The following is a 25,434-nucleotide window of genomic DNA, read 5'->3' as shown; positions in this document are numbered from 1 at the left end:
GTAATCACAGGTCATACCACTTCAAGGCCAGGAAGGCCGTGCATAACGCGCGGATCAACGCTTTATCAGCCTTGTCGGCCACGCCATTGCGGTCCACATCACTGTTGGTAAACGACTCCAGCACCCCGTCGCTGTCACCGTCGTAGGCTGCCGCCTTGTAAACCAACGACGATTCGCGCCCCGTTGCCCCCTGTTCATGAAAGTCCAGCTTGACCGCATTCGGTAGCCCCGTTCGTCCCAGGTGATCGACGTACATGACCAGTGAACGCCCCGAATGGCACGCCGGGTTAAACCAGTTCAACGCGAGGAAGCCATTGGCAAACGCCGCCAGCGTGCGCTTATCCAAGTCCGGCGCATCAGGCTGATGCTCCCCCGCCCACTGCACATCGACCTTGCGATCCGCAGTCATGTCCAGGCTGACAATCTCGTGTATCAATACGTCAGGGCACCCGGCTTGCTGCTGATAGAAGTGCAAAATCACCGTGTCCGGCTGGCCGTTGCCGCTCACGTCCTGGGCGGTAGCTCTCAAGTAGCGCATCAGCGTTGCTCCTTTGATTGAAGAAGCAAGCACCTTAGTGACACCGCAAACAGGGCTCCAGACGGCATGTCTGCGTTTGCCGTAAGGCCAATCTACACAACCAGTAGCCGTGCAGCCTTGGCCTTGAGTACCTTCAGATCCAACACCGGCACGCCCGTTTCCTTGGCCAATTCATCCCAATGACGCAGGCGCAAACTCACCGCGCAAAGTGGGTCTTGCTCGAACGCCAGAGCCTCTTCGGCACTCATCACGCCACCTTGATAAGCCAGGGTGCGGCGGCTGGCTTCACTTAGGCGCGCGTAGTAATCCGGCTGGCTGAACGTCAGGTAACGCTTGGCCTGTACGTGATACTCCACCAGCCTGGCCATGCGTTCGCTGAACCCCGCGCGGCGCAGGTAATCCGCGCCCAGCCGCTCATGGCTGACCACGCCATAACCGCCCATGTTCTCGCCGCCCTGGCCGCAGAGATGGCCGATGTCGTGGAAAAACGCCGCCAGCACCACTTCATCATCGAAGCCTTCGGCCATCGCCCACTGCGCAGCCTGGGACATGTGCTCGATCTGCGAGACCGGCTCGCCGATGTAATCGGCCGTGCCATGGCGTTCGTACAAGCCGAACACTTCGGCAACTGCCTGTTCCGGGCTCATTACGCTGCCCCCCACAACTCGCCGATGTTGCGCTCGGCCAGCGCCGGCCCAACGCTCATGCCCACACCGGTGTGCATCAATGCCGCGCTCACCCCGGATGCCGCCCGCAGGAACGAAAACGGCCCCGGCCCACGTGAACCGTATACGCCCTGCCAGCGCTCGACGACTTGGATCTTGCACCCCAGGGTCTGCTCAGCGAGTTCGATCATCCAGTCATCGACCTGTTCGGCATTGAACGGCGAGGCGTCGCTGCCGTAGTCGTGGGAGTCGCCGATGATCAGTTCGCCATGGGGCGTGGGGCTGATCAGCAAATGGATACCGTGTTCATGCAGGTGCGGCGCTTCACGCAGGATGTGCGCCTGCACGGCGGCGGCCTCGGGCAGGTCGGCAAAGGCGCCGTAATGCACGCAACTCAAGCCGGTGAGCAACGCGTGTTGCAGGTTCAGGTTCAGCGCTGGCCGCGCGCGCAGCATTTGCAGGCGGCAGATACTCGGGTTGAGCGTGGCCAGCGCGTCGGCCAGCAGGGTTTGGTAGTCATGCCCGGAGCAGACGATGATCTGCTCGCCACGAAAGCTGCCCGCCGTGGTGTGGACCAGGCCGGGTTCGACGTCGCGCACCAGGGTGGAAAAGTGGAACTCCACCTTTAGTTCGTTGCGCAGGTAGTGGATCAACGCCGGGATCGCTTCCCGCGAATACAGCTGCTGATCGTCCCGGCCATGCAGCGCGGCGCGGTGATGGCGGAACTGGCCGCCGTACAGGTCATTCAATGCGGCGCCTTGCAGCAGTTCGACGTGGTAGCCGTGCTCCCTGGCGCGACCGGCGCAGAAGGCTTCCAGCAAATGCTCTTCGGCCTCGGTGCGGGCGAACAGGTACGAGCCGTTGCGCTTGAGTTGCAGGCCGGCGACCTGGGCCCAGTGGCCCCAGATCTCGCGGCTGTGCCGGGCCAGGTCGAGCATCGGGCCGGGGGGTTGGCCGGTGACCAGGGCCTGGCCGAAGTTGCGCACCGAGGCGCCCAGTGGTGTGGCGCTGCGTTCGAAGACCTTGACCTTGAGGCCGCGTTTGGCGGCGGCATAGGCGTGGGACAGGCCGAGGATGCCGGCGCCGACAATTAACAGGTCGGTGGGGTGTGTCATGGAGTGCTATTCCTGTACTTGAGACCGCTATCGCAGGCAAGCCAGCTCCCACATTTTGACCGTGTGAACCCGATCCAGTGTGGGAGCTGGCTTGCCTGCGAAGAGGCCAGTAGCCCTAACGAAAACCTTACTGACCGGCAACCTTCTCCGACTTCCCGTCATAGCGCTTGCGCCACTCGGTCAGGATGCTGTCGCGGTTCTTCGACGCCCAGGCAAAGTCGTTCTTGATCAACCGCTGCTCATAGTCCGCTGGCAATTCGGTCTGCGGCTTGGCAATCCCCGGTTGGGCGAGGACGGCGAAGTTGTCCTTGTACAAATCCATGGCAACGGCGCTGGCAGAGAAGTCAGCGAGCTTTTTCGCCGCGTCCGCATGGGCCGTACCCTTCATGATCGCCGTGGCTTCAATGTCCCAACCCAGGCCTTCTTTCGGCAGGATGATGTCCAGCGGCGCACCCTGGCGTTTCAGCTGCACGGCCGGGTATTCAAAGGAAATCCCAATCGGGAATTCACCCGACGCCGCCAGCTTGCACGGCTTGGAGCCGGAGTGAACGTATTGGCCGATGTTCTGGTGCAGGTCATCCATGTACTGCCAGCCTTGCTTCTCGCCGTAGGTCTGCAACCACGCGCTCACGTCCAGGAAGCCGGTGCCGGACGAGGCAGGGTTGGGCATGACGATCTTGCCCTTGTACTCAGGCTTGGTCAGGTCCTGCCAGCTCACCGGTTTGCTCAGGCCCTGCTTCTCGGCTTCGACGGTGTTGAAGCAGATGGTCGCGGCCCAGACGTCCATGCCCACCCAGGCCGGTGGGTTGGCGGGGTCGCGGTAGTTTTTGCCGATCTTGTCCAGGTCCTTGGGTGCGTAGTTGTCCAACATGCCTTGCTGGTCGAGGATCGCCAGGCTGGAGGCGGCCAGGCCCCAGACCGCGTCGGCTTGCGGGCGGTCTTTTTCGGCCAGCAGCTTGGCGGTGATGATGCCGGTGGAGTCACGCACCCACTTGATCTCGATGTCCGGGTTGGCCTTTTCGAACGCTTGCTTGTAGGTCTTCAACTGCTCGGCTTCGAGGGCCGTGTACACGGTGAGGTCGGTCTTGGCGAAGGCATTCAGGCTGAATGCGGACAGTACGGCAGCGACCAGCGCCAGGGGCTTGAACATGGAACACCTCCTATCGGGATTATTGGCCGGGCGCGGTCTGGCGCCAGGCTTGGGAGCGACGCAGTGCGCCACGGGAAGCCCACGCCAGCAGCAGCGAGACGCCGGCCGAGGTGAACAGGATCAGGGTCGACATGGCCGCCGCACCGCCTACGTTGCCGGCGTCGTCCATGTTCAACACGGCGACGGCGGCGAGGATGGTGTCGGGGCTGTAGAGGAAGATCGCGGCGGAGACGGTGGTCATCGCCGACACAAACAGGTAGCGCACGATGTCCAGCAACGCCGGCAGGCAGATCGGCACCGTGACTTTCAGGTAATGGCGATACAACGGTGCCTTAAGGGACAGCGCGGCGGCTTCGAACTCGGCATCCAGTTGGCGCAACGCGGTGGTGGCGGTCATCTGTGCGGTGGTCAGATAGTGCGCAATGGTGCACACCACCAGCAGGGTCATGGTCCCGTAGAACACATGCAGCGGGTTGCCGTTGAGGTTGAAAAAGAACACGTAGCCCAGGCCCAGCACCAACCCCGGCACGGCCATCGGCACAAAGCTGAGCATGCGCAGCGCGAGGTTGAGGCCCTTCTGACCCTTGGTCTTTTCCATCAGGTAGGCGCCGGTGAAGATCAGCACGCTGCCGATCAACGCGGTGCACAAAGCCATGGTCAGGCTGTTGCGGTAGGCCAGCCAACCGCCGCCCGCCGTGTCTTCGAACTGGTAGTGGTTCAGCGACAGCGACAGGTTGTACGGCCAGAATTTCACCAGCGAGGAGTACACCGCCATGCCGAACACCAGCAGCAATATCGCGCAGATCAGCAGGACGATGGCCAGGTAGCAGCCGTCCCTTAAGCGCGATGGCACTGGCTGGAACACTTGGGCGCGGCCGCTCATGGCGTCGCCGTGACGGCGGCGCAGCCACGCATCCACACCAAAGCTGAACAGTGCCGGCAGCAGCAACACCATGCCGATCAACGCGCCGCGACCGAACTGTTGCTGGCCGACCACTGCCTTGTAGGCTTCCAGTGCCAGCACTTGATAATCGCCACCCACCACCACGGGCACGCCGAAGTCGGTGATGGTCAGGGTGAACACCAGGCAGAACGCGGCGAACACGGCCTGGCGCGTGGCCGGCCAGGTGATGCTGCGAAACGCCCGGGCCGGGCTGGCGCCCATGCTGGAAGCGGCGTCGAACAGGCGCGCATCCGCCAGGGACAGCGCCGACAGCAGGATCATCAGGGCGTGTGGGAAGGTGTAGATCACTTCACCGAGAACGATGCCCCAGAAGCCGTAGATATTTTCCGAGAGCAAGCCGCGCAGCATGCCCTGGTTGCCGAACAGATAGACCAGCGCAATCCCCGGCAGCATCGACGGCGCCATCAACGGCAACAGCGACAGACCACGCCAGATTGCCTTGCCGGGAATCAGCGTGCGTTGCAGCGCGTAGGCAAACAGGTAGGCCAACGGTACGACGATGGCCGCGACGCTGAGGGAAACTTTCAGGCTATTGCCGAGCAGCCAGTGGAAGTTGGCGCTGCTGATCAGTTCTTGAGCAGCGACGAGACCGCCGCCCTGCCCGGCTTCGCTGCTGAAACCGCGCCAGAAGATCGCCAGCAACGGCAGCAAGACGGCGACGCCCAGCAAGCACAGCCAAAGCAGTTTGCCGCCGACCACAAACAGGCGGTCGCCGAGTTCGGCACGGGAAGCCTGGCGCGCGGCCGGCAAGGTCATGACAGCGCCCATCTCAGGCAAACACCTGCAAGCTGCGCGGCGGCAAGGCCACCCAGATGTCCTGGGCGCCCAGGCGTGGCATGGCTTCCGGGGCCAGTTCGGCCAGCAGCGCATGGCCCGGCAGTTGCTCCAACTCAAAGCTCATGCGGCAGCGGTTGCCGAGAAACGTGATCTCGCGGACCTTGGCCGGGAACAGGTTTTCTTCATGCACCGGCGGGTTGACGCTGATGGCTTCCGGGCGGCAGAACAGGCGCCCGGATTTGGCCACGCCGGCATCATCGGCCAGGCGCATATTCATCCCGCCGACCTGGGCATGGCTGGCGCTGTTACGGCTGAAAGGCAGCCAATTGCCCTGGCCGACAAACTCCGCCACAAACGGCGTGGCCGGGCGGTCGTAGATTTCCTGGGGCGTGGCGTATTGCTCGACCTTGCCGTTGTTCATCACGGCGATGCGGTCGGCCATCAACATGGCCTCGTCCTGGTTGTGGGTCACCATCAACGTGGTGATGCCCAGGCGCCGTTGCAGTTGGCGCAGCTCGGTGCACAGGTGCTCCCGCACGCGGGCGTCAAGGGCCGACATCGGCTCATCCAGCAGCAACAATGAAGGCGCCGGCGCCAAGGCGCGGGCCAGGGCAACACGCTGTTGCTGGCCGCCGGAGAGTTGACCGGGGTATTTCTTTTCGCTGCCCAGCAGGCCTACCAGTTCCAGCATCTGCCCGACGCGCTGGCGCACTTCGTCGCGGCCACTGCCGGTGAGGCCGTAGCCGATGTTCGCTTCGACGGTGAGGTTGGGGAACAGCGCGTAGGACTGGAACAAGATGCCGTAGTCCCGCGCCTGGGGCGGCAGCAGGGAAACGTCGCGGTTGCCCAGGTAAAGTTCACCGCTGTCCTGGCGCTCCAGGCCGGCGATGCAGCGCAGCAAGGTGGTCTTGCCACAGCCGGACGGGCCCAGCAGGCACACCAGCTCACCGGCGGCGACATCCAGGGACACGTTGTCCAGCGCAGTAAAGGCGCCGAAGCGTTTCTGGACATTGCGCACCTTCATCGGTGCGCCGGGTTGGGTCAGGGCAGTGTTCATGCAAGGCACCTCATCAAACGAATGAGGGTCATGCTAGGAGGGCAATGCGTCGCTGGTGTGGCAGGAAGGCAAAAGGTGGTGATAGTGGTATTGGTGGATTTGGGGATATGGGTTGTCTGGGCGCGCCTCATCGCGGGCAAGCCCGCTCCCACATTTTTGATTTGTGAACGCTTTCAAATGTGGGAGCTGGCTTGCCTGCGATAGCGGCCTGCAGGCCACCCACTCATGTCAGAGCGGCGACATTTCCTGCGCCAACCCCAGAAACGCCGCCGGCAACCGCGCGCCCTTTCTTTCCTTGAGGCAGTACAAATACTCCGGGATCTGCGGCGCATTCTCGATGGTCAGCACGCGCAACTGCGGGTCATGGGGCACTTCCTGGCGCGCAATGATGCTGATGCCTATATTGCGCAACACCGCCTCGCGGATCGACTCGCGGCTGCCGATTTCCAGCAGCGGCCCGTAGCTCACGTTGGCGCCTTGCAACATCTCTTCCGTCAGCCGCCGCGTGGTCGAACCGGCTTCGCGCATCAACAAGGTGTGCCCGGCCAGTGCGCTGAGGGGCACATGGTCGAGCTTGGCCAGGGGATGGTCGCGATGCACTGCCAGCACCAGCGGGTCGGTGCCGAGCACGCGGCGGATCAGGCGTGGGTCTTCGAGCAGTTGCGAGGACGCGGCGACGTCGACACGGTAGTCGTCCAGCGCTTCGAGCACCTGCTGGGAGTTGCCGATTTCCACCGACACTTCCACTTGCGGCAGGCGCTCGCGAAAGGCTTTGACCAAGTCGAGGATGTAGTACGGCGCCGTCGCGGCAATCCGCAAGGCGCCCTGGACCTGGCCGTTGTTACGCAGGAAAAACTCGATGTCCGCTTCCTGCTGCAACAGCGCCTTGACCATCGGCAGCAGCCGCGCGCCTTCGTCACTGACGGTGAGGCGGCGCCCGCCACGGTAGAACAGCTCAACGCCGTACTGGCTTTCCAGGTTGCGGATCTGCGTGGTGACGGTGGGCTGGCTGAGGCCGAGTTTTTTCGCCGCCTGGGTAATGCTGCCCAGTCGCGCGACCATGAAAAACGCCTTTAACTCAGCACTCAGCACACCACCCTCTCATCAATCATTTGCGCAGCAGGCGCAGGCCATTGAACACCACCAGCAGGCTCACGCCCATGTCGGCGAACACCGCCATCCACATGGTGGCCATGCCCAGGAAGGTGACGGCGAGGAAGATCGCCTTGATCACCAGCGCCAAGGCGATGTTCTGCTTGAGGATACTCGACGTTTGCCTGGAGAGCCGAATGAATGCCGGGATCTTGCGCAAATCATCGTCCATCAGCGCCACGTCGGCGGTCTCGATGGCGGTGTCGGTGCCCGCTGCGGCCATGGCAAAACCGATCTCGGCACGGGCCAGGGCCGGGGCGTCGTTGATGCCGTCGCCGACCATGCCGACGCGATGGCCTTGGCCGTAGAGGGCTTCGATGGCTTGCAGTTTATCGGTGGGCAGCAGGTCGCCACGGGCCTGGTCGATGCCGACCTGGGCACCAATCGCCTGGGCCGTGTGGGTGTTATCGCCGGTGAGCATCAGGGTCTTGATACCCAGTTCGTGTAATTGCTGGATGGCTTCGCGGCTGCTGTCCTTGACCGTGTCGGCCACGGCGAACAGCGCCAACGGGCCGGACTTGTCGAGCAACAGCACCACGGACTTGCCTTGTTTTTCCAGGGCGAAGAGTTTCTCTTCCAGCGCCGGCGAGCACAGGCCGAGGTCCTCCACCAGGCGATGGTTGCCCAGGTGGTAGGTTTCGCCGTTGATATCACCGCGCACACCGCGACCGGCCAGGGCCTCAAAGTTATCCACAACGTGGCTCGGCAGGTTTTTATCCACAGCCGCGTTGGCGATGGCCAGGGACACCGGGTGGTCGGAGCGCCCGGCCAAACTGGCGGCCAGGGCTGGCGCGCTGTCTTCGACGTTGGGGAACAACGCCAGGTAATCGGTTTGCACCGGCTTGCCGTGGGTGATGGTGCCGGTCTTGTCGAGGGCCAGGTAGTCGAGCTTGTAACCGCCCTCCAGGTACACGCCGCCCTTGATCAGGATGCCTTTGCGCGCCGCCGCTGCGAGGCCGCTGACGATGGTCACCGGGGTGGAGATCACCAGCGCGCACGGGCAGGCGACCACCAGCAGCACGAGGGCGCGGTAGATCCAGTCGAACCACGCGCCGGCCATGAACAGTGGCGGAATCAGCGCCACACCGAGGGCAAACAGGAACACTGCCGGGGTATAGATCTTCGAAAAACTGTCGACAAAGCGCTGGGTCGGCGCGCGGGCGCCTTGGGCCTGTTCCACGGCGTGGATGATGCGCGCCAGGGTGGAATTGTTGGCCGCTGCGGTGACTTTGTACTCCAGCGAACCCGCCTGGTTGATGGTGCCGGCGAAGACTTTATCGCCCACGGTCTTTTCAATCGGCAGGCTTTCACCGGTGATCGGCGCCTGGTCGATGGTGGACTGGCCAGCGGTGACTTCACCGTCCAGGCCAATGCGCTCGCCGGGCTTTACCCGCACGATGGCGCCAAGTTCAATGCTTTTGACCTCTTGTTCAGCCCACGAACCGTCCGCCTGCTGCACCGTGGCCTGTTCCGGGGTCATCTGCATCAAACCGCTGATGGCGTTGCGCGCACGGTCCAGGGACTTGGCTTCGATCAACTCGGCAACAGTGAACAGGAACATCACCATGGCGGCTTCCGGCCACTGACCAATCAGCACCGCGCCGGTGACGGCGATGCTCATCAGCGCATTGATGTTCAGGTTGAGGTTTTTCAGGGCAATCCAGCCCTTTTTATAGGTGGTGAGACCGCCGCTGAGGATCGACACCAGCGCCACCAGCGCAATCACCCACGTCGGCGCGGCGTTTGTGAAGTGCAGCACTTCGGCACCCAACGCGCCCACGCCGGACAACGCCAGCGGCCACCAGTGTTTCTTCGCCGGCGGCGCGGCAGCCGGGGTACCCTCTTCGATAGGATCGGCCTGCATGCCGATGGCTTTGATCGCGTCGATGATCGGCGCGGTGCTCGGCAGGTCGTGGGTAACGCCAAGGATGCGGTTGATCAGGTTGAATTCCAGCTGCTGCACACCGGCGAGCTTACCCAGTTTGTTCTGGATCAGCGTCTGCTCGGTGGGGCAATCCATGGCTTCGATGCGGAACGTGCTCAGGCGCGAGCCGGCGGTGGGCGCTTCGTTGAGCGTCACCTTGGCCGGGGCCGGGCTGCCGGAACAGCAGGAACCACCGTGGTTATGCACAGGCGTGAGTTTTTTCTCGCCGTGATCGTGATCGTGATCGTGGTCGTGTTTGTGCGGGGTGTGGATGGAATCGCTCATTCTGTCGCGTCCGTAGAGGTGCCTGTTGCCAAGTAAAGACCCTGTAGCCACTATAGGGTCAAGCACCCATTTGGAGATTGCTGCGATGAAGATCGGCGAACTGGCGAAACTGACCGACTGCCCGGTGGAAACCATCCGTTATTACGAGAAGGAAGGCCTGCTGCCGCCTCCGGCACGCACCGACGCCAATTACCGCGTGTACACCCAGGCGCACACCGAGCGGCTGGTCTTTATCCGCAACTGCCGTAGTTTGGACATGACCCTGGAAGAAATCCGCAGCTTGCTGGGGCTGCGCGACAGCCCGCAGGACCAGTGCGAAAGCGTGAATGCGTTGATCGACGAGCATATCCACCATGTGAAAGCGCGGATCGATGGGTTGCTGGCGTTGCAGGAACAGTTGCTGGACTTGCGTCAGCGTTGCGGCGGCGGGGAGCAGTGCGGGATTTTGCAGCGGCTGGAGGTCAGCGGCAGTGTGCAGGCCAGTGAAGCGGAGCCTTCCCATGTGGGCAGAAGCCACGGCCACTAACCTGGGGTGAAAACCTAATCAAACTGTGGGAGCTGGTTTGCCAGCTCCCACAGTTTACGGCTTAGGACCGAGGCAACCTTTTAGATGGCGACGTCAGCCTTGATGCTTGGATCGGCGTCGTAACCCACAATCTCGAAATCTTCGAACTTGTAGTCATAGATCGACGCCGGCTTACGCTTGATCACCAACTCCGGCAGTTTCTTCGGCGTACGCGCCAGCTGGGTTTGGATCTGTTCCATATGGTTGCTGTACGCGTGGGTGTCGCCGGTGGTGACGATGATCTCGTGGGGGATCAGGTCGCACTGCTGGGCCAGCATATGGGTGAGCAGCGCCAGGGCAGCGGTGTTGTACGGCAGGCCGAGGAACACGTCGGAACTGCGGATGTACAACTGCATCGACAGGTGACCGTCATGCACGAAGGCCTGGTACAGCAGATGGCACGGCGGCAGCGCTTGTTTGCCGTTGCGCGCGTTTTCCTGGGGGCTCTTGGTTTCGTCGGGCAGGTACTCGACGTTCCAACCGTGGAACAGGATGCGGCGGCTGTTGGGGTTGGTCTTCAACGTCTCGACCATGTAGTCGATCTGGTTGATCTTGCCGCCGTCCTTGGTGGGCCAGGCGGTCCACTGCTCGCCGTACACCGGGCCGAGGTCACCGTCTTCGGTGGCCCATTCGTCCCAGATCTTCACGCCGTTTTCGTTCAGCCACTTGATGTTGGTGTTGCCGCTCAACATCCAGATCAGTTCGTTGGCGATGCTTTTGAAGTGAAGCTTCTTGGTGGTCAACAGCGGGAAGCCGTCGGCCAAGTTATGCCGATACTGACGGGCGAACACGGCCTTGGTGCCGGTGCCGGTGCGGTCGCCCTTGGTCAGGCCATTGGTCACGACGTCGTTCAGTAGTTCGAGATATTGCTTCATTTGAGTTCCCGTATCGTTGAAGCCGAGGCTGCTCGACAGCATCGGCATTCGAATTTAAAGCGTCGCGTTTTTCAGCGGCTGTGGACGGTTGTATGCCCACCACAGCAGGCCGAGGCCGGCGAGGATCATCGGAATGCTGAGAATCTGCCCCATGGTCACCCAGCCCCACGCCAGGTAACCCAACTGTGCATCCGGCACGCGGACGAATTCGACGATGAAACGGAAGATCCCGTAGAACAACGCGAACATGCCCGACACGGCCATGGTTGGGCGTGGCTTGCGCGAGAAAATGTAGAGGATAAGGAACAGCGCCACACCTTCCAACGCAAACTGATAGAGCTGCGACGGATGGCGCGGCAGTTGCGCCGGGTCGCTGAACGGTGGGAATACCATCGCCCATGGCACGTCGGTCGGCTTGCCCCACAACTCGGCGTTGATGAAGTTACCGATGCGCCCGGCGCCCAGGCCGATCGGCACCAGCGGCGCGACGAAGTCCATCAGTTGGAAGAACGACTTGCCGTTGCGACGGCCGAACCACCAGGCGGCGATCATCACGCCGATAAACCCACCGTGGAACGCCATGCCGCCCTTCCACACTTCGAAGATCAGCGTTGGATTGGCGATGTACGCCGACAGATCGTAGAACAACACATAACCGAGTCGCCCGCCGACGATCACCCCCATCGACAGCCAGAAGACCATGTCGGAGAGTTTCTCCTTGGTCCAGGTCGGGTCGAAACGGTTCAGGCGCCGAGAGGCCAGCAGCCAGGCGCCGCCGATGCCGATCAGGTACATCAACCCGTACCAGTGGATTTTCAGCGGACCGATGGCCAGGGCCACCGGGTCGATCTGCGGGTAAGGCAGCATTGCGACTCCTCGTTAATCATTCGTTATAGCGCCCGGACCATGCCGGGCTGCGATTAAGCCTGCGTTACAGCAAAAAATTCAAACCGACGCAAAACAGCAAAGCGGCGAACAACCGCTTGAGCAAACGCGGCGACAACTTGTGCGCCAGGCGCGCGCCGAAGCGGGCAAACACCATGCTGGTCAGGGCAATGCCCAGCAGCGCCGGCAAATACACGAACCCTAGACTATGAGCGGGCAGCAGCGGGTCATGCCAGCCCAGAATCATGAAACTTAATGCACTTGCCAGGGCGATCGGCAGGCCGCACGCCGATGAAGTGGCCACCGCCTGCTGCATCGGCACGCTGCGCCAGGTCAAAAACGGCACGGTCAGCGAACCGCCGCCAATCCCGAAAATCGCCGAAGCCCAGCCGATCACCGTGCCGGCCAGGGTCAAGCCGACCTTGCCGGGCACCGTGCGGCTGGCCTTGGGCTTGACCTCCAGGGCCAGTTGCAGGGCGATCACCAGGGCAAACACACCGATAACCTTCTGCAAGTGCGGGCCGGAGATCGCCTCGGCGGTCAGCGCGCCGAAACCGGCGCCGATCAGGATGCCCACGGTCATCCACACAAAGATCGGCCAACGCACCGCACCACGCCGGTGGTGCTCACGCACGGCATTGATCGAGGTGAAGATGATGGTCGCCAGGGACGTGCCCACGGCCAGGTGGGTCAGCACCTGCGGGTCGAAGCCCTGCATGGTGAAGCTGAACACCAGCACCGGCACAATGATGATGCCGCCGCCCACGCCAAACAGCCCGGCGAGTACGCCTGCACAGGCGCCCAGCGCCAAATACAGCAAAAATTCCATGGGAGCCCCCCAAACAAGTCCGGCATGTTAACGGATGGAAGGCATGCGACCCAACTGGTGACGATGGAACGCCGCTGCTTGAGTGCGTAGAGTGGCAAAAAACACAAAAGGGATCGCCTGATGTGCCTGATTGTTTTCGCCTGGCGGCCGGGGCATGCCCAGCCGCTGATCGTCGCGGCCAACCGTGATGAGTTCTACGCCCGCCCCAGCTTGCCACTGGCCCAGTGGCCGGATGCGCCCGAGGTCTACGCCGGCCGTGATCAGGAAGCCGGCGGTACCTGGCTGGGGGTGAATGCCGATGCGCGCTTTGCCGCCCTGACCAACATCCGCGACCCGCACCAGCCGCCAGCCCGCAAGTCCCGAGGGGAGTTGGTGGCGCGCTTTCTCAATGGAACTCTGCCGATTGACGACTATTTAGCCGACGTTAACGGCCGTTCGATTGAATATGCCGGGTTTAACCTGTTGGTGGGCACGCGGGATGAGTTGTGGCACTACAACGCCAATCACACCGAGCCGACGCGATTGCAGGCTGGGGTGTATGGATTGTCCAACGCCGGGCTGGATACGCCGTGGCCCAAGCTGCTCAAGGCCAAGGCGGCGTTGAGTGCGCTGCTGGATGACCCACGGCCGGAGGCGTTGCTGGAGATGTTGAGTGACCCGCTGACGGCACCGTTTGCAGACTTGCCGGATACCGGCGTGGGGTTGGCGACGGAGAGTCTGTTATCCAGTGTGTTTATTGCCAGCCCCAGCTATGGGACGCGGGCGAGTACGGCGTTGATTGTGAATGCGGATGGGTCGCGCAGGATGGTGGAGCGTAGTTTTGGGCCGCATGGTGGGCGGCTGGGTGAGGTTGAACTGAGGATTTAGCGGTGTTTGGGCTGGCGCTATCGCAGGCAAGCCAGCTCCCACACTTGAATGGGTTCACAAATCAAAATGTGGGAGCTGGCTTGTCGGGTCGCCGCATCGCTGCGATGGCGGTCTAGAGGGTTTTGGCCGAAGCAGGGTTGATCATCCGCGTCAGCCCCAGGTTCTTCAACGCCAACTGCAACGAGCTGTGGATAACTTGCGGGTTGTCGATGGTCATCAACTCCGCCAACAAATCCTTGGCCATCCCCAGATCCACTTGGCGCAGCATCCACTTCACCTTTGGCAAGTTGGTGGCGTTCATCGACAGGCTGTCAAAGCCCATCGCCATCAACAGCACCGCCGCCGCCGGGTCGCCGGCCATTTCACCGCAGATGCTCACCGGCTTGCCTTCGGCATGGGCGTCGCGCACCACATGTTGCAGCGCTTGCAGCACCGCCGGGTGCAGGTAGTCGTAGAGGTCGGCGACCCGTGGGTTGTTGCGGTCTACGGCCAGCAGGTATTGGGTCAGGTCGTTGGAGCCCACCGACAGGAAGTCCACCTGGCGTGCCAGCTCTTTGGCCTGGTACACCGCCGCGGGGATTTCGATCATCACGCCAATCGGCGGCATCGGTACGTCGGCGCCTTCGTCGCGCACTTCGCCCCAGGCGCGGTGAATGAGGTGCAGCGCCTCTTCCAGCTCATGGGTGCCGGAGATCATCGGCAGCAGGATGCGCAGGTTGTTCAGGCCTTCGCTGGCCTTGAGCATGGCACGGGTTTGTACGAGGAAAATTTCAGGGTGGTCGAGCGTTACGCGGATGCCGCGCCAGCCGAGGAAGGGGTTGTCTTCCTTGATCGGGAAATATGACAGTGACTTGTCGCCGCCGATATCCAGGCTGCGCATGGTCACCGGCAACGGGTGGAAGGCCTGCAATTGCTCGCGATAAATCGCCAGCTGCTCCTTCTCGCTCGGGAAACGCTGGTTGATCATGAACGGCACTTCGGTGCGGTACAGGCCCACCCCTTCGGCGCCACGCTGTTGCGCGCGGGCTACATCGGCCAGCAGGCCGGTGTTGACCAGCAGCGGCACGCGATGGCCGTCGGTGGTCACGCACGGCAGTTCGCGCAATGAATCCAGGCCCAGTGCCAGTTGTTTCTCTTCTTCCACCACTTCGGCGTATTGCTTGCGCAGCACGTCGCTGGGGTTGGTAAAGACTTCGCCGCGATGGCCATCGACGATCATATCGATGCCATCGACCTTGGCGTACGGCAGGTCCACCAGGCCCATCACCGTCGGTATGCCCATGGCCCGGGCCAGGATCGCCACGTGGGAGTTGCCCGAACCCAATACCGAGACCAGGCCCACCAGCTTGCCTTCCGGCACCTCACCGAGCTGGGTGGCCGTGAGTTCTTCACTGACCAGGATGGTGTTGTCGGGGAAGACCATGTTGGTGGTGCGGTCTTCCTGCAAGTAGGCCAACAGGCGGCGACCCAGGTCGCGCACATCCGAGGCGCGCTCGCGCAGGTAGTCGTCGTCCATCATTTCGAAGCGGTTGACGTGATCGGTAACCACTTGGCGCAAGGCGCCCTGGGCCCACTGGCCGGTCTTGATCACGGTCTTGACTTCGTTACCCAGGGACGCGTCGTCGAGCATCATCTGGTACACGTCGAACAGCGCGCGCTCTTCGGGGCGCAGCTGGGTGGCCAGCTTGTTCGACAGGTTGCGCATGTCGGCACGCACGCCTTCGAGGGCGGTCTTGAACAGTTTGATTTCGGCGTCGATGTCTTTGACGGTCTTGTCCGGCACCACATCCAGGTCCGCCGGCGGCAACATGACCACCGCCGTACCGACCGCAGCGCCTGGCGAACCGGGTACGCCGACGAACTTGGCTTCCTGGATGCCCTTGCCCTCGCGCCCCAGGCCACGGATCGAACCGGTGGCCTCGGCGTGGGCGATAACGCCTGCGAGCTGCGCGCTCATGGTTACGAGGAAGGCTTCTTCACCTTCGTCGAACTGGCGGCGTTCTTTCTGCTGGATGACCAACACGCCGACGACGCGGCGGTGGTGAATGATCGGCGCACCGAGGAACGAGGCGTAACGCTCTTCACCGGTTTCGGCAAAGTAGCGGTAACGCGGGTGATCGGCCGCGTTTTCGAGGTTCAGGGGTTCTTCACGCGTCCCCACCAAGCCCACCAGACCTTCATTGGGCGCCATGCTGACCTTGCCGATGGAGCGCTTGTTCAAGCCCTCGGTGGCCATCAGCACAAAACGGTTGGTCTCGGGGTCCAGCAGGTAAACCGAGCAGACCTGGCTGCCCATGGCTTCCTTGACGCGCAACACAATAATCCCCAACGCCGCCTTGAGATCCTTGGCGGAGTTAACTTCCTGGACGATCTTGCGCAGCGTATTGAGCATGGCTCGGGGTCGAACTCCGTCGTCAGTCGCGCGCTAAAAGGCGCGGGGCAAGCTCTTTGAGAGCGCGACGATAAACCTCGCGCTTGAATGTCACCACCTGGCCCAACGGGTACCAATAGCTGACCCAGCGCCAGCCATCGAACTCCGGTTTACCGGTCAAATCCATCCGCACCCGCTGCTCGTTGGAGATCAGGCGCAGGAGAAACCATTTCTGCTTCTGGCCGATACACAGCGGTTGGCTGTGGGTACGCACCAGGCGTTGCGGTAAACGATAACGCAACCAGCCACGGGTACAGGCCAGAATCTGTACATCTTCGCGCTCAAGGCCGACTTCTTCGTTCAACTCACGGTACAAGGCGTCTTCAGGGGTTTCATCGGGGTTGATTCCGCCTTGAGGAAACTGCCAGGCATCTTGGTTGATTCGGCGAGCCCATAGCACCTGTCCGGCATCATTCGTAAGAATAATCCCGACATTAGGACGGAAACCATCGGGGTCGATCACGGCAACAACCTCGCAAACGCATGTCGCCGCATTGTTCCACAAAGGTTGTTGCAGCGGCAACGAGGCTTCTTACCTTATGTGCACTCTTGTGAAAAGACCGTATTCTGGACGCCTTTTTACAGACTTTTCAGCGAGTAACTGCAATGCGCCTGGCTTTATTCGACTTGGACAACACCCTTCTCGGCGGTGACAGCGATCACGCGTGGGGCGATTACCTCTGTGAACGTGGGATTCTCGACCCAATCGCCTACAAGGCCCGCAACGACGAGTTCTACCAGGACTACCTGGCCGGCAAGCTGGACAACGCCGCTTACCTGAACTTCAGCCTGGAAATCCTCGGCCGTACCGACATGGCCCAACTCGACGAATGGCACCGCGATTTCATGCGCGACTGCATCGAACCGCTGATGCTGCCCCGCGCCGTGGAACTGCTGGCCAAGCACCGCGCCGCCGGCGACACGCTGGTGATCATCACCGCCACCAACCGTTTCGTCACCGCGCCGATTGCCGCACGCCTGGGCGTAGAAACCCTGATCGCCACCGAGTGCGAGATGGAAAACGGCCGCTACACCGGGCGCAGCACGGATGTGCCGTGCTTCCGTGAGGGCAAGGTGACGCGTTTGAATCGTTGGTTGGCAGAGACTGGGTTTAGCCTGGAAGACAGCTATTTCTATAGCGATTCGATGAATGACTTGCCGCTGCTGGAGCAGGTGACGCATGCGGTGGCGGTGGATCCGGACCCGAATTTGCGGGCTGAGGCGCAGAAGCGGGGGTGGCCGGTGATTACGCTGCGTAGCTGAAGGCCCCATCGCAGGCAAGCCAGCTCCCACATTTTGACCTCATTCTCCTGTTGGAGCTCGGTCAAGTGTGGGAGCTGGCTTGCCTGCGATGCAGACGACTCGGTCTTGAGCCCTAAACCGGCTTGGCCCCCATCAACCCCGCAATCGCCACAAACCCCACCAGGCTGACCACCGCCAGCACCAGGGTGAAATTAAGGCTACCGCCCTCGCCTTTACGCAGGCGATTAAGCCGCGCCACCAGCCAGAACCACGCCAACGCCGCCACGGTGTAGAGGATGCTGGAACCCAGAATCCACGTCTGCCCCAGCGGCCAGCCAATCAAATGCACCAGCCACCAGCCGGTAAACGGCATGCTGACTACGCAAACCCCCATCAACAACCACACAAACACCCACGGGCGCTGCACGGTGACCGCCGGGCCGGTGCTGCGTTTGCGCCAGGCCAGCAGCGCCAGGCCCAGGCCGCTGAGCAGCAGCAACACCGTCGCCGCGATGTGGATAACTTTCAGGGTGATCAGGGTTTCCATCTCTCGTATTCCTTAAAGGCCGCCCCAATCAGCGTAGTCGCTCAACCGAGGAACAGTTTGTAGGCCGGGTTATCGCTTTCATCCCAGTACGGGTAGCCGATGGCTTCCAGGGCTGCCGGTACCAGGTGACGCTCGTTCGCCGGCACTTGTAGGCCAGCAACCACACGGCCGTCAGCTGCGCCGTGGTTGCGATAGTGGAACATCGAGATGTTCCAGCGCCCGCCTAATTTGTTAAGAAAGTTGAACAAGGCCCCCGGGCGTTCCGGGAATTCGAAGCGAAACACCACTTCATTGCTGACGTGCGCCGCATGGCCACCGACCATATGGCGGATGTGCAACTTGGCCAGCTCGTTTTCGGTCAGGTCCAGCACCGGAAAACCCTGCCCGGTCAGGCTGGCGATGAGTGCGCTGCGTGGGTCGGTGTCGGGATGGGTCTGCACGCCGACAAAGATGTGCGCCTCGCTGCCGGAGTGGAAGCGGTAGTTGAATTCGGTGATCTGGCGCTTGCCCACGGCCTCGCAGAACGCCTTGAAGCTGCCGGGTTTCTCGGGAATGGTCACGGCGATGATCGCTTCGCGACCTTCACCCAGCTCGGCGCGCTCGGCCACATGGCGCAGGCGGTCGAAGTTGACGTTGGCGCCGGAGTCGATGGCCACCAGGGTCTGCCCGGTCACGCCACGGGTTTCCACGTATTTCTTGATGCCCGCCACGCCCAGCGCGCCCGCAGGCTCGGTGATGGAACGGGTGTCGTCGTAGATGTCCTTGATCGCCGCACAGATTTCATCGGTGCTCACGGTGATCACTTCGTCGACATAGTCTTTGCAGATATCAAACGTGTGCTGGCCGATCTGCGCCACCGCCACGCCGTCGGCAAAGATCCCCACCGTTGGCAGCACCACGCGCTCACCCGCGGCCATGGCGGCTTGCAGGCAGTTGGAGTCGTCCGGCTCGACGCCGATGATCTTGATCTCCGGGCGCAGGTATTTCACGTACGCCGCGATCCCGGCGATCAGCCCGCCGCCGCCCACCGGGACAAAAATCGCGTCCAAAGGCCCCGGATGCTGGCGCAGGATTTCCATTGCCACGGTGCCCTGCCCGGCAATGGTGTGCGGATCATCGTAGGGGTGAATGTAGACGTAGCCTTTTTCGTCGACCAGTTTCAGCGAGTAGGCCAGGGCTTCCGGGAAGGAATCACCGTGCAGCACCACTTTGCCGCCACGGGAGCGCACGCCTTCGACCTTGATCTCCGGGGTGGTCTTGGGCATCACGATGGTGGCTTTCACCCCCAGCACCTTGGCCGCCAGGGCCAGGCCCTGGGCATGGTTGCCCGCCGAGGCCGTGACCACGCCACGCGCGCGCTCTTCAGCCGTCAATTGCGTCAGCTTGTTATAGGCGCCGCGAATCTTGAACGAGAATACCGGCTGCAAGTCTTCACGCTTGAGCCAGACCGTATTGCCCAGCCGCTCGGAGAGCTGACGGGCGGTCTGCAAGGGAGTTTCTACGGCAACGTCGTAAACGCGCGAGGTGAGGATCTTTTTGACGTACTGTTCAAGCATCGGCGGGCATCTACTTTCACGGTTTGGCAGGGCCAAGGAGTCTAACCCGGCTTTTGGCCGGGCGACCACACGAATCCCGAGGTTTTGTTGGGTTATACTCGCGCCCCTCTTTACTCCCCGCCCGTTCCGGAGCCCGCATGACCCAGGATCAACTCAAACAGGCAGTGGCCCAGGCCGCCGTCGATTTAATCCTTCCCAAACTCGACGATAAAAGCATCGTCGGTGTCGGCACCGGCTCCACCGCCAACTGCTTCATCGACGCATTGGCCCAGCACAAAGGCGCGTTCGACGGCGCCGTGGCCAGCTCCGAAGCCACCGCCGCACGCCTCAAGGGCCATGGCATTCCGGTGTATGAGCTCAACACCGTGAGCGACCTGGAGTTCTACGTCGACGGCGCCGATGAAAGCGACGCGCACCTGAACCTGATCAAAGGCGGCGGCGCAGCCCTGACCCGCGAGAAGATCGTCGCGGCCGTGGCCAAGACCTTTATCTGCATCGCCGACGCCAGCAAGCTGGTGCCGGTCCTCGGCGCCTTCCCGCTGCCGGTGGAAGTGATCCCGATGGCCCGCAGCCACGTGGCCCGCGAACTGGTGAAACTGGGCGGCGACCCGGTGTACCGCGAAGGCGTGTTGACCGATAACGGCAACATCATCCTCGACGTGTTCAACATGCAGATCACCAACCCGGTGGAGCTGGAAACCCAGATCAATGCCATCGTCGGCGTGGTCACCAACGGTTTGTTCGCTGCGCGTCCGGCTGACGTGTTGCTGCTGGGCACTGCTGAAGGCGTGAAAACCCTCAAGGCCTAAGGCTCACTGCCTCGCTGGGAGTGTGGGAGCTGGCTTGTGTGGGAGCTGGCTTGCCTGCGATGCAAACAACTCGGTGTATCAGTAGAACCGAGGTGATGCTATCGCAGGCAAGCCAGCTCCCACAAAGTCCAGCTCCCACATTTGTTTCCATTGTCCAAAAGCTCTGTGTAACAAAAACGCTACTTTTCGCAGCACCCCTCGCCAAAATCGTGCGCCAAGTCACGACACTCAACACCGCCACTGGTATCAAATCCGTTACAAATTACAGCCAGGCGACTCGCCCGTTTAACAATGCGCCACATCACAATCGCCCAGGGAATGAGGCGCACATTGTGCAAAGGGTCTCGGCTTGAAAATCCCCATCACCTCAAGGAAGACCTTGTGATAAAGCCCCTAGCCCTTGCTATCAGCGCGGCCTGCGCCCTGTTGCCGACCCACCTCCTGGCCTACGACTACGGCGAACACGCCAACACCACCCTGGAAAAACTCATCAACGACTACCCCGGACGTTATCGCGGCACGGCCAACTTCGCCGGGGCCGCCGATTGGATGCAGAGCCAGATGGGCACGGCCTACAGCATCAGTCGCCAAGACTTCACCTGGAACAGCGGCAGTCGCGCTTCGCAAAACGTGGTGGCCTACGCCGCCGGCACCAAACCGCAGTACGTGGTGATTGGCGCACACTTCGACACCTTCTTCGGCCGCCCGACCCTGCAAGGCCTGGACGACAACGGCTCCGGCGCCAGCGTGCTGACGGAAGTGGCGAAGAACCTCGGCGGCCTGCAACTGGAAAACGGGTTGCAGATCGTCGGATTTGGCGCCGAAGAGGAAGGCTTGCGCGGGTCCCGGGCCTTTGTTGCCTCGCTGAGCGCCAGCCAGCGCGCGAACATGCTGGCGATGATCAACCTCGACAGCCTGATCACCGGCGACATGATGTACGCCCATGCTGGCCAGAACAGCACCGCCAACCCGGCCTTGGCGTCGTTGCGTGAGCACACCTTCCAGATCGCCAAGGAATTGAACATTCCGCTGTTCACCAACCCAGGACTGGACCCGCAATACCCTAAAGGCACCGGCTGTTGCAGCGATGGCGAGCCCTTCGAGCCGCTGAACATCCCGATTCTTTATATAGAAGCCACCAACTGGGAACTGGGCGACCTCGACGGCTACACCCAGACCGACAACCCGAAAATCCCCGGTGGCTCGACCTGGCACGACCCCGCCGAAGACAACAAGGCCGTGCTCACCGACGCCTTCGGCCAGGCGCGCATCGACCAGCGCCTGCGCGACTATTCGCGCCTGCTCAGCCGCCTCGTGCTGGAATTGACCAACGCCGACCTGATGGCCTCCACCGCCTCCGGCGGCGCCGTCGCACGCAATATGCAGGACAACCTGCAACGCCAGCACCAGGCCATGGTGCGCCTGCATGACCGGCGCTGGCTGACCTTGCAGTCGGCCAGCCGCGAAGTCGGCAGCTTTGATGGCGAGATCGGCGTGGACGGCGAATACAACCCGGACAGCGGCTTCGACAACGCCCCCAACCCCGAAGCGCGACGCGTGGGGCTGCATGCGCTGGGCGACTATCAACTGACCTCCAGCCTGAACATCGGCGCCAGCCTCAGCTACCTCAACGGCCGCGACAAGCTTGAGCATCGCGGCAAACTCGACAGCGACACCTGGCAAGCGGCGGCCTACGCCCTGCTCAACGATGGCGGCCCGAGCTGGCTGGCCGGCGACCTGAGCATCGGCCACAGCCGCTTCGAGTCCAAGCGCAACCTGCTGATCCAGGCGAATGGCGGGCCGATCCTGCTCAACCAGCAATTGACCGGCAGCACCGACGCCCTGACCCTGGGCGCGCGCGTGCTCGGCGGCTACGACTTTGACTTCGGCGCGATCAAGAGCGGGCCTTTTGCGGGCCTGGACTACAGCCACTCGCGTATCGATAAATTCCGCGAAAAGCAGGACCTGCGCACAGCCCTGACGTACGAGGAACAGTCTTTCGACTCCCTGGAAGCCAGCCTCGGCTGGCGTGTGCGCGGCGCTGTCGCCCTGCCCTACGGCCTGAGCCTGATACCTTACGGCGACATCGCCTGGGTCAAGGAACTGGGCGACGGCCGCCTGGACGACCTGCAACTGACCGCCCGCGCCGACGGCCAGGCGCGCACCGCAAAGCTGGGTTCAGCGGATAAGAGTTTTGGTCGCGCGCAAGTCGGTAGCCAATTGGCGATCACCCCGCAGTTGGGGGTGTTTGCCGAGGTCAACGGCCGCTTGGGCCACAGCGAGGGCAGCCAGACCGGCTACTCGCTGGGGGTGCAATGGATGTTCTGATCAGGGCTTCTTGAACACGTAGAACAGGTTCGGCTCACTGGTCAGGTACAGCGTACCGTCATCGTCCATGGCGATCCCTTCGGCCTGAGGCACGCGTTTTTTCAGGCCATGGCGCCCGTTGAGCAGCGACAAACTGCTCAACGGGCGACCGTCGATATCCAGTTCCAGCACCAGGAACGACTCATCCGACAGCGCCAGCAGATGGCCGCTGCGCTCATCGTATTGCAGGCTCGACAGGTCACGCACAAACAACCCGGCATCACGCTTGGGGTTGTTGACCACGTGCACCGAGTAGGTTTTTGCCGGTTTGAAATGGGGAAACCCGTGGATCTCGTAGATCAGCATCGGGTCGCGCTCCTTGGCCACGAACAGGCGCTTGCCCACCGAGTCGTAGGCCAGGCCTTCAAAGCCCTTGTTGCCGCCCACGTGCAGGCCCAGGGTCATTTGCTCGGCGTCTGCAGCGTCGAGGTACTCCGTGTCGTCGTTCACATGCACCTTTATCAGCCGCTGCTGGCGCTCATCGCTGATCACATAGATGCCTTCGCTGATGAACTCGACCGCCTCGGCATCGCCAAAGCCCACCAGGGCAATGCGCCGCAGGATCTTGCCGTCCAGCGACAGCTCGATCAGCTCGGGGTTTTTATTGGTGACGGTAAACAGGCTTTTGCGCACCGGGTCGAAGGTCAGGGCCGACACGTCGCTGTCGAGGCCTTCGATGACCTGGGCTTCAAGGACTACGCGGTAATCGGCCAGGCCAATGGAGGCCTCGCCGACAGGCTGGCGCCACGCCTGAAGGTTGAACCAGGCGCGTTCGAACAGGCGAAAGTGTTGTGCAACCACCCCGACGCTAATCAGGGCGATCAGCGCAAGCATGAAAAGAATGGGTTTGGGGCGGACAAGTCGGCGCATCGGGCGTGCTCAAAGTCAAAAGTGGCGCATGAATATCACGCCCGTCTGAATTTAAACTTAAACACGCCCCGCTGTCTGGCGAACGCCGTTCTTAGAGAACTATCTGACGTAACCGGTGCTACTTCTGTTTTTCGAAGCGATAAAACAGGTTCGGCTCACTGACCATGTACAAGTTGCCGTCTTCGTCCATGGTCACGCCTTCCGCCCTTGGAATGGTGTCCTTGAGGCCGTTGAAACCGCCCAGCAAGGTCATGAAGCTGACTTGCTCGCCCTTTTCATCCAGTTCCAGCAGCAGATGGGAATCGGCCGACAGCACCAGCAGGTGCCCGGTGCGCGGGTCCACCGCCAGGGCCGACAGGTTGCGCATGTCCAGTTCGGTGCTGGTCAACTTTTGCTTGTCGCCCACCAGGGTCTGGCTGCCGTCGCTTTTCCAGGTGAACAGCGCCGGTGGACGTTCTTCGCCCAGCACGATCTGTTGGTTGCGCTTGTCCCAGGTGACGCCTTCAAAGGCTTTGTTCTGGTTCTTCGACGGGCCCAGGTCATAGCTCGGGAAGCCGGCCTTGTTCAGTTGGGTGGTGCTGGCATCGAGCTTGACGATGGTCAGGCTGTGTTCGCGCTCATCGACCACGGCGATCAGGCCGTTTTCCAGGACGGTCACGCCCTCCGGGTTGCTCCAGCCGTTCAACGGCATTTTGCGCAGCACGTCGCCTTGCAGGCTCAACTCGACCAGAAACGGGTTTTTGCCCATGACGGAAAACAGGGTTTTGCTTTGCGGATTGTAGGAGACGTCCGAAGCCTCATCCTTTTCCATCCCCGGCAACAGCTTGCCATCGATCACCGCGTGATAGTCCGGCAGCCACACACTCTGTTGGCGTTCGGCGGGGGTTTCAAAGCGTTCCAGCACCCACAGCACACCACGATCGTCCCAGTGCATGGCCCAGGCTACGCCGTAGGCAATCACGCCGGCCAATAGCAGCCAGGAATACCAGCGCAGGGCGAAACGCGAACGCGGCTTGGAGGTACTGCTGGGCAGGGTCACGGCCATGGGGCGCTTATTCCGGAAAGTCAGCGTTAGGTGATAGCACAGGATCGGGAAGCCCGCGCGCAAGAGGCTGAGGATTATCCGGATGGGGTGTGAAAAAAATGCAAAGAAAAGGAGATTACAAAGACATGGAGAACTAATGTGGGAGCGGGCTTGCCCGCGATAGCGGTGGATCAGATAACACATCTGTAACTGATAGACCGCCATCGCGGGCAAGCCCGCTCCCACATTTTTAACCGCGTTTCGTCAGCAAACCTGGCTTTCGAAGCGATTCACACCCGACAACTCCAGCACCAGCTCATCGCCCACATTCAACGGGCCCACGCCGGCCGGGGTGCCGGTGAGGATCACGTCGCCCGCTTGCAGCGAGAAGCAGCCGGCCATGTACTGGATCATCGGCACGATCGGGTTGAGCATGATCGCGCTGTTGCCGTCCTGGCGCACTTCGCCGTTGATGGTCAGACGAATGCCGATGTCGGTCACGTCCGGGAAGGTGCTGCCGACCACGAACGGTGCGATCACTGCCGCGCCGTCAAAGGACTTGGCGATTTCCCACGGCAGGCCCTTGGCTTTCAGCTCGGCTTGCTTGTCGCGCAGGGTCAGGTCCAGCGCCGGGGCGAAGCCGGAGATGGCGTCCAGCACTTCTTCACGGCTTGGTTTGGTCGACAACGGCTTGCCGATCAGTACCGCGATTTCCGCTTCGTAATGCACCGAACCGCGTTCGGTAGGGATGGCAAAACCACCTTCCAACGCCACCACGCAACTGCCTGGCTTGATGAACAGCAAAGGCTCGGTAGGCACCGGGTTGTCCAGTTCCTTGGCATGTTCGGCGTAGTTACGCCCGATGCACACCACTTTGCCCACCGGAAAGTGGATGTTGGTGCCGTCGACATACTTGTGCTGGTAGCTCATGGAACGACTC

The 25,434-nt window shown here is 61.9% G+C and carries 23 protein-coding genes; 5 read left to right on the top strand and 18 right to left on the bottom strand.

Annotated features, from left to right (window positions below):
- Positions 1-4: 4 nt before the first annotated feature.
- The 8 genes from ACU688_RS18340 to ACU688_RS18305 all read right to left on the bottom strand — a co-directional run bounded on the left by ACU688_RS18340 (position 5) and on the right by ACU688_RS18305 (position 9,627).
- Positions 5-538, bottom strand: coding sequence for a hypothetical protein (locus ACU688_RS18340; RefSeq protein WP_448185850.1), 534 nt, complete (start codon positions 536-538; stop codon positions 5-7).
- Positions 539-630: 92 nt separating this feature from the next.
- Entirely contained in the window at positions 631-1,185 is a 555-nt protein-coding gene (locus tag ACU688_RS18335) for a phosphonate degradation HD-domain oxygenase (RefSeq protein ID WP_448185849.1), read from the bottom strand.
- Positions 1,185-2,318 carry a TIGR03364 family FAD-dependent oxidoreductase gene (locus ACU688_RS18330; protein WP_448185848.1) on the bottom strand — a complete coding sequence of 378 codons (1,134 nt, stop codon included), beginning with the start codon at positions 2,316-2,318 and terminating at the stop codon, positions 1,185-1,187. Before ACU688_RS18330 ends, ACU688_RS18335 begins: the two co-directional genes overlap by 1 nt.
- A gap of 127 nt (positions 2,319-2,445) precedes the next feature.
- A complete protein-coding gene (locus ACU688_RS18325; protein WP_448185847.1) occupies positions 2,446-3,468 on the bottom strand; it encodes a putative 2-aminoethylphosphonate ABC transporter substrate-binding protein in 1,023 nt (340 codons plus the stop codon).
- A gap of 19 nt (positions 3,469-3,487) precedes the next feature.
- On the bottom strand, positions 3,488-5,200 hold the full coding sequence (locus tag ACU688_RS18320; protein WP_448185846.1) for a putative 2-aminoethylphosphonate ABC transporter permease subunit: 1,713 nt from the start codon (positions 5,198-5,200) through the stop codon (positions 3,488-3,490).
- Position 5,201: 1 nt separating this feature from the next.
- Entirely contained in the window at positions 5,202-6,266 is a 1,065-nt protein-coding gene (locus ACU688_RS18315; protein ID WP_017734749.1) for a putative 2-aminoethylphosphonate ABC transporter ATP-binding protein, read from the bottom strand.
- 228 nt (positions 6,267-6,494) lie between these two features.
- Positions 6,495-7,358: a LysR family transcriptional regulator gene (locus ACU688_RS18310; RefSeq protein WP_448185845.1), complete on the bottom strand. Its 864-nt coding sequence runs from the start codon at positions 7,356-7,358 to the stop codon at positions 6,495-6,497.
- Positions 7,359-7,374: 16 nt separating this feature from the next.
- Positions 7,375-9,627 carry a heavy metal translocating P-type ATPase gene (locus tag ACU688_RS18305; protein WP_448185844.1) on the bottom strand — a complete coding sequence of 751 codons (2,253 nt, stop codon included), beginning with the start codon at positions 9,625-9,627 and terminating at the stop codon, positions 7,375-7,377.
- An 85-nt stretch (positions 9,628-9,712) separates the two neighbouring features.
- On the opposite strand from ACU688_RS18305, the gene cadR reads away from it, so the two are divergent.
- Positions 9,713-10,153, top strand: a complete 441-nt coding sequence (gene cadR, locus ACU688_RS18300) for a Cd(II)/Pb(II)-responsive transcriptional regulator (RefSeq protein WP_448185843.1) — start codon at positions 9,713-9,715, stop codon at positions 10,151-10,153.
- A gap of 80 nt (positions 10,154-10,233) precedes the next feature.
- Here the strand turns inward: cadR and ACU688_RS18295 are convergent, their stop codons facing one another.
- The 3 genes from ACU688_RS18295 to ACU688_RS18285 all read right to left on the bottom strand — a co-directional run bounded on the left by ACU688_RS18295 (position 10,234) and on the right by ACU688_RS18285 (position 12,781).
- Positions 10,234-11,067, bottom strand: a complete 834-nt coding sequence (locus tag ACU688_RS18295; protein WP_071485350.1) for a thymidylate synthase — start codon at positions 11,065-11,067, stop codon at positions 10,234-10,236.
- A 54-nt stretch (positions 11,068-11,121) separates the two neighbouring features.
- Positions 11,122-11,934, bottom strand: coding sequence for a prolipoprotein diacylglyceryl transferase (lgt, locus tag ACU688_RS18290; RefSeq protein WP_124526802.1), 813 nt, complete (start codon positions 11,932-11,934; stop codon positions 11,122-11,124).
- Between the two features lie 64 nt (positions 11,935-11,998).
- Entirely contained in the window at positions 11,999-12,781 is a 783-nt protein-coding gene (locus ACU688_RS18285) for a sulfite exporter TauE/SafE family protein (protein ID WP_448185842.1), read from the bottom strand.
- 120 nt (positions 12,782-12,901) lie between these two features.
- Here ACU688_RS18285 and ACU688_RS18280 point away from each other — a divergent pair, with 120 nt between their 5' ends.
- On the top strand, positions 12,902-13,648 hold the full coding sequence (locus ACU688_RS18280; protein WP_448185841.1) for an NRDE family protein: 747 nt from the start codon (positions 12,902-12,904) through the stop codon (positions 13,646-13,648).
- A 112-nt stretch (positions 13,649-13,760) separates the two neighbouring features.
- Here the strand turns inward: ACU688_RS18280 and ptsP are convergent, their stop codons facing one another.
- Both ptsP and ACU688_RS18270 read right to left on the bottom strand, forming a co-directional pair.
- On the bottom strand, positions 13,761-16,040 hold the full coding sequence (gene ptsP / locus ACU688_RS18275) for a phosphoenolpyruvate--protein phosphotransferase (RefSeq protein WP_017736688.1): 2,280 nt from the start codon (positions 16,038-16,040) through the stop codon (positions 13,761-13,763).
- Positions 16,041-16,062: 22 nt separating this feature from the next.
- Complete coding sequence (locus tag ACU688_RS18270) at positions 16,063-16,542, bottom strand: RNA pyrophosphohydrolase (protein ID WP_003176750.1); 480 nt, start codon at positions 16,540-16,542, stop codon at positions 16,063-16,065.
- A gap of 143 nt (positions 16,543-16,685) precedes the next feature.
- On the opposite strand from ACU688_RS18270, the gene ACU688_RS18265 reads away from it, so the two are divergent.
- Positions 16,686-17,342, top strand: coding sequence for a histidinol-phosphatase (locus tag ACU688_RS18265; RefSeq protein ID WP_448185840.1), 657 nt, complete (start codon positions 16,686-16,688; stop codon positions 17,340-17,342).
- A 112-nt stretch (positions 17,343-17,454) separates the two neighbouring features.
- Here ACU688_RS18265 and ACU688_RS18260 read toward each other — a convergent pair whose 3' ends face one another.
- Both ACU688_RS18260 and ilvA read right to left on the bottom strand, forming a co-directional pair.
- The gene (locus ACU688_RS18260; protein ID WP_448185839.1) at positions 17,455-17,868 is read right to left on the bottom strand and encodes a DUF2269 family protein; all 414 of its coding nucleotides are present in this window, start codon (positions 17,866-17,868) and stop codon (positions 17,455-17,457) included.
- 41 nt (positions 17,869-17,909) lie between these two features.
- On the bottom strand, positions 17,910-19,424 hold the full coding sequence (gene ilvA, locus ACU688_RS18255; RefSeq protein ID WP_124526808.1) for a threonine ammonia-lyase, biosynthetic: 1,515 nt from the start codon (positions 19,422-19,424) through the stop codon (positions 17,910-17,912).
- Between the two features lie 137 nt (positions 19,425-19,561).
- On the opposite strand from ilvA, the gene rpiA reads away from it, so the two are divergent.
- Together rpiA and ACU688_RS18245 are read left to right on the top strand one after the other, a co-directional pair.
- Complete coding sequence (gene rpiA / locus ACU688_RS18250) at positions 19,562-20,233, top strand: ribose-5-phosphate isomerase RpiA (protein ID WP_017736692.1); 672 nt, start codon at positions 19,562-19,564, stop codon at positions 20,231-20,233.
- Between the two features lie 381 nt (positions 20,234-20,614).
- Positions 20,615-22,561, top strand: coding sequence for an autotransporter domain-containing protein (locus ACU688_RS18245; protein WP_448185838.1), 1,947 nt, complete (start codon positions 20,615-20,617; stop codon positions 22,559-22,561).
- Here ACU688_RS18245 and ACU688_RS18240 read toward each other — a convergent pair whose 3' ends face one another.
- The 3 genes from ACU688_RS18240 to ACU688_RS18230 all read right to left on the bottom strand — a co-directional run bounded on the left by ACU688_RS18240 (position 22,562) and on the right by ACU688_RS18230 (position 25,424).
- On the bottom strand, positions 22,562-23,470 hold the full coding sequence (locus ACU688_RS18240; RefSeq protein WP_448185837.1) for an SdiA-regulated domain-containing protein: 909 nt from the start codon (positions 23,468-23,470) through the stop codon (positions 22,562-22,564).
- Between the two features lie 118 nt (positions 23,471-23,588).
- Complete coding sequence (locus ACU688_RS18235; protein WP_448185836.1) at positions 23,589-24,515, bottom strand: SdiA-regulated domain-containing protein; 927 nt, start codon at positions 24,513-24,515, stop codon at positions 23,589-23,591.
- A 243-nt stretch (positions 24,516-24,758) separates the two neighbouring features.
- Entirely contained in the window at positions 24,759-25,424 is a 666-nt protein-coding gene (locus ACU688_RS18230; protein WP_448185835.1) for a fumarylacetoacetate hydrolase family protein, read from the bottom strand.
- Positions 25,425-25,434 lie beyond the last annotated feature (10 nt).

Source organism: Pseudomonas acericola (SeqCode) (assembly GCF_053456465.1).
Note: the sequence above shows the minus strand (reverse complement) of the source record. Positions and strands in the feature narration are given on the sequence as shown.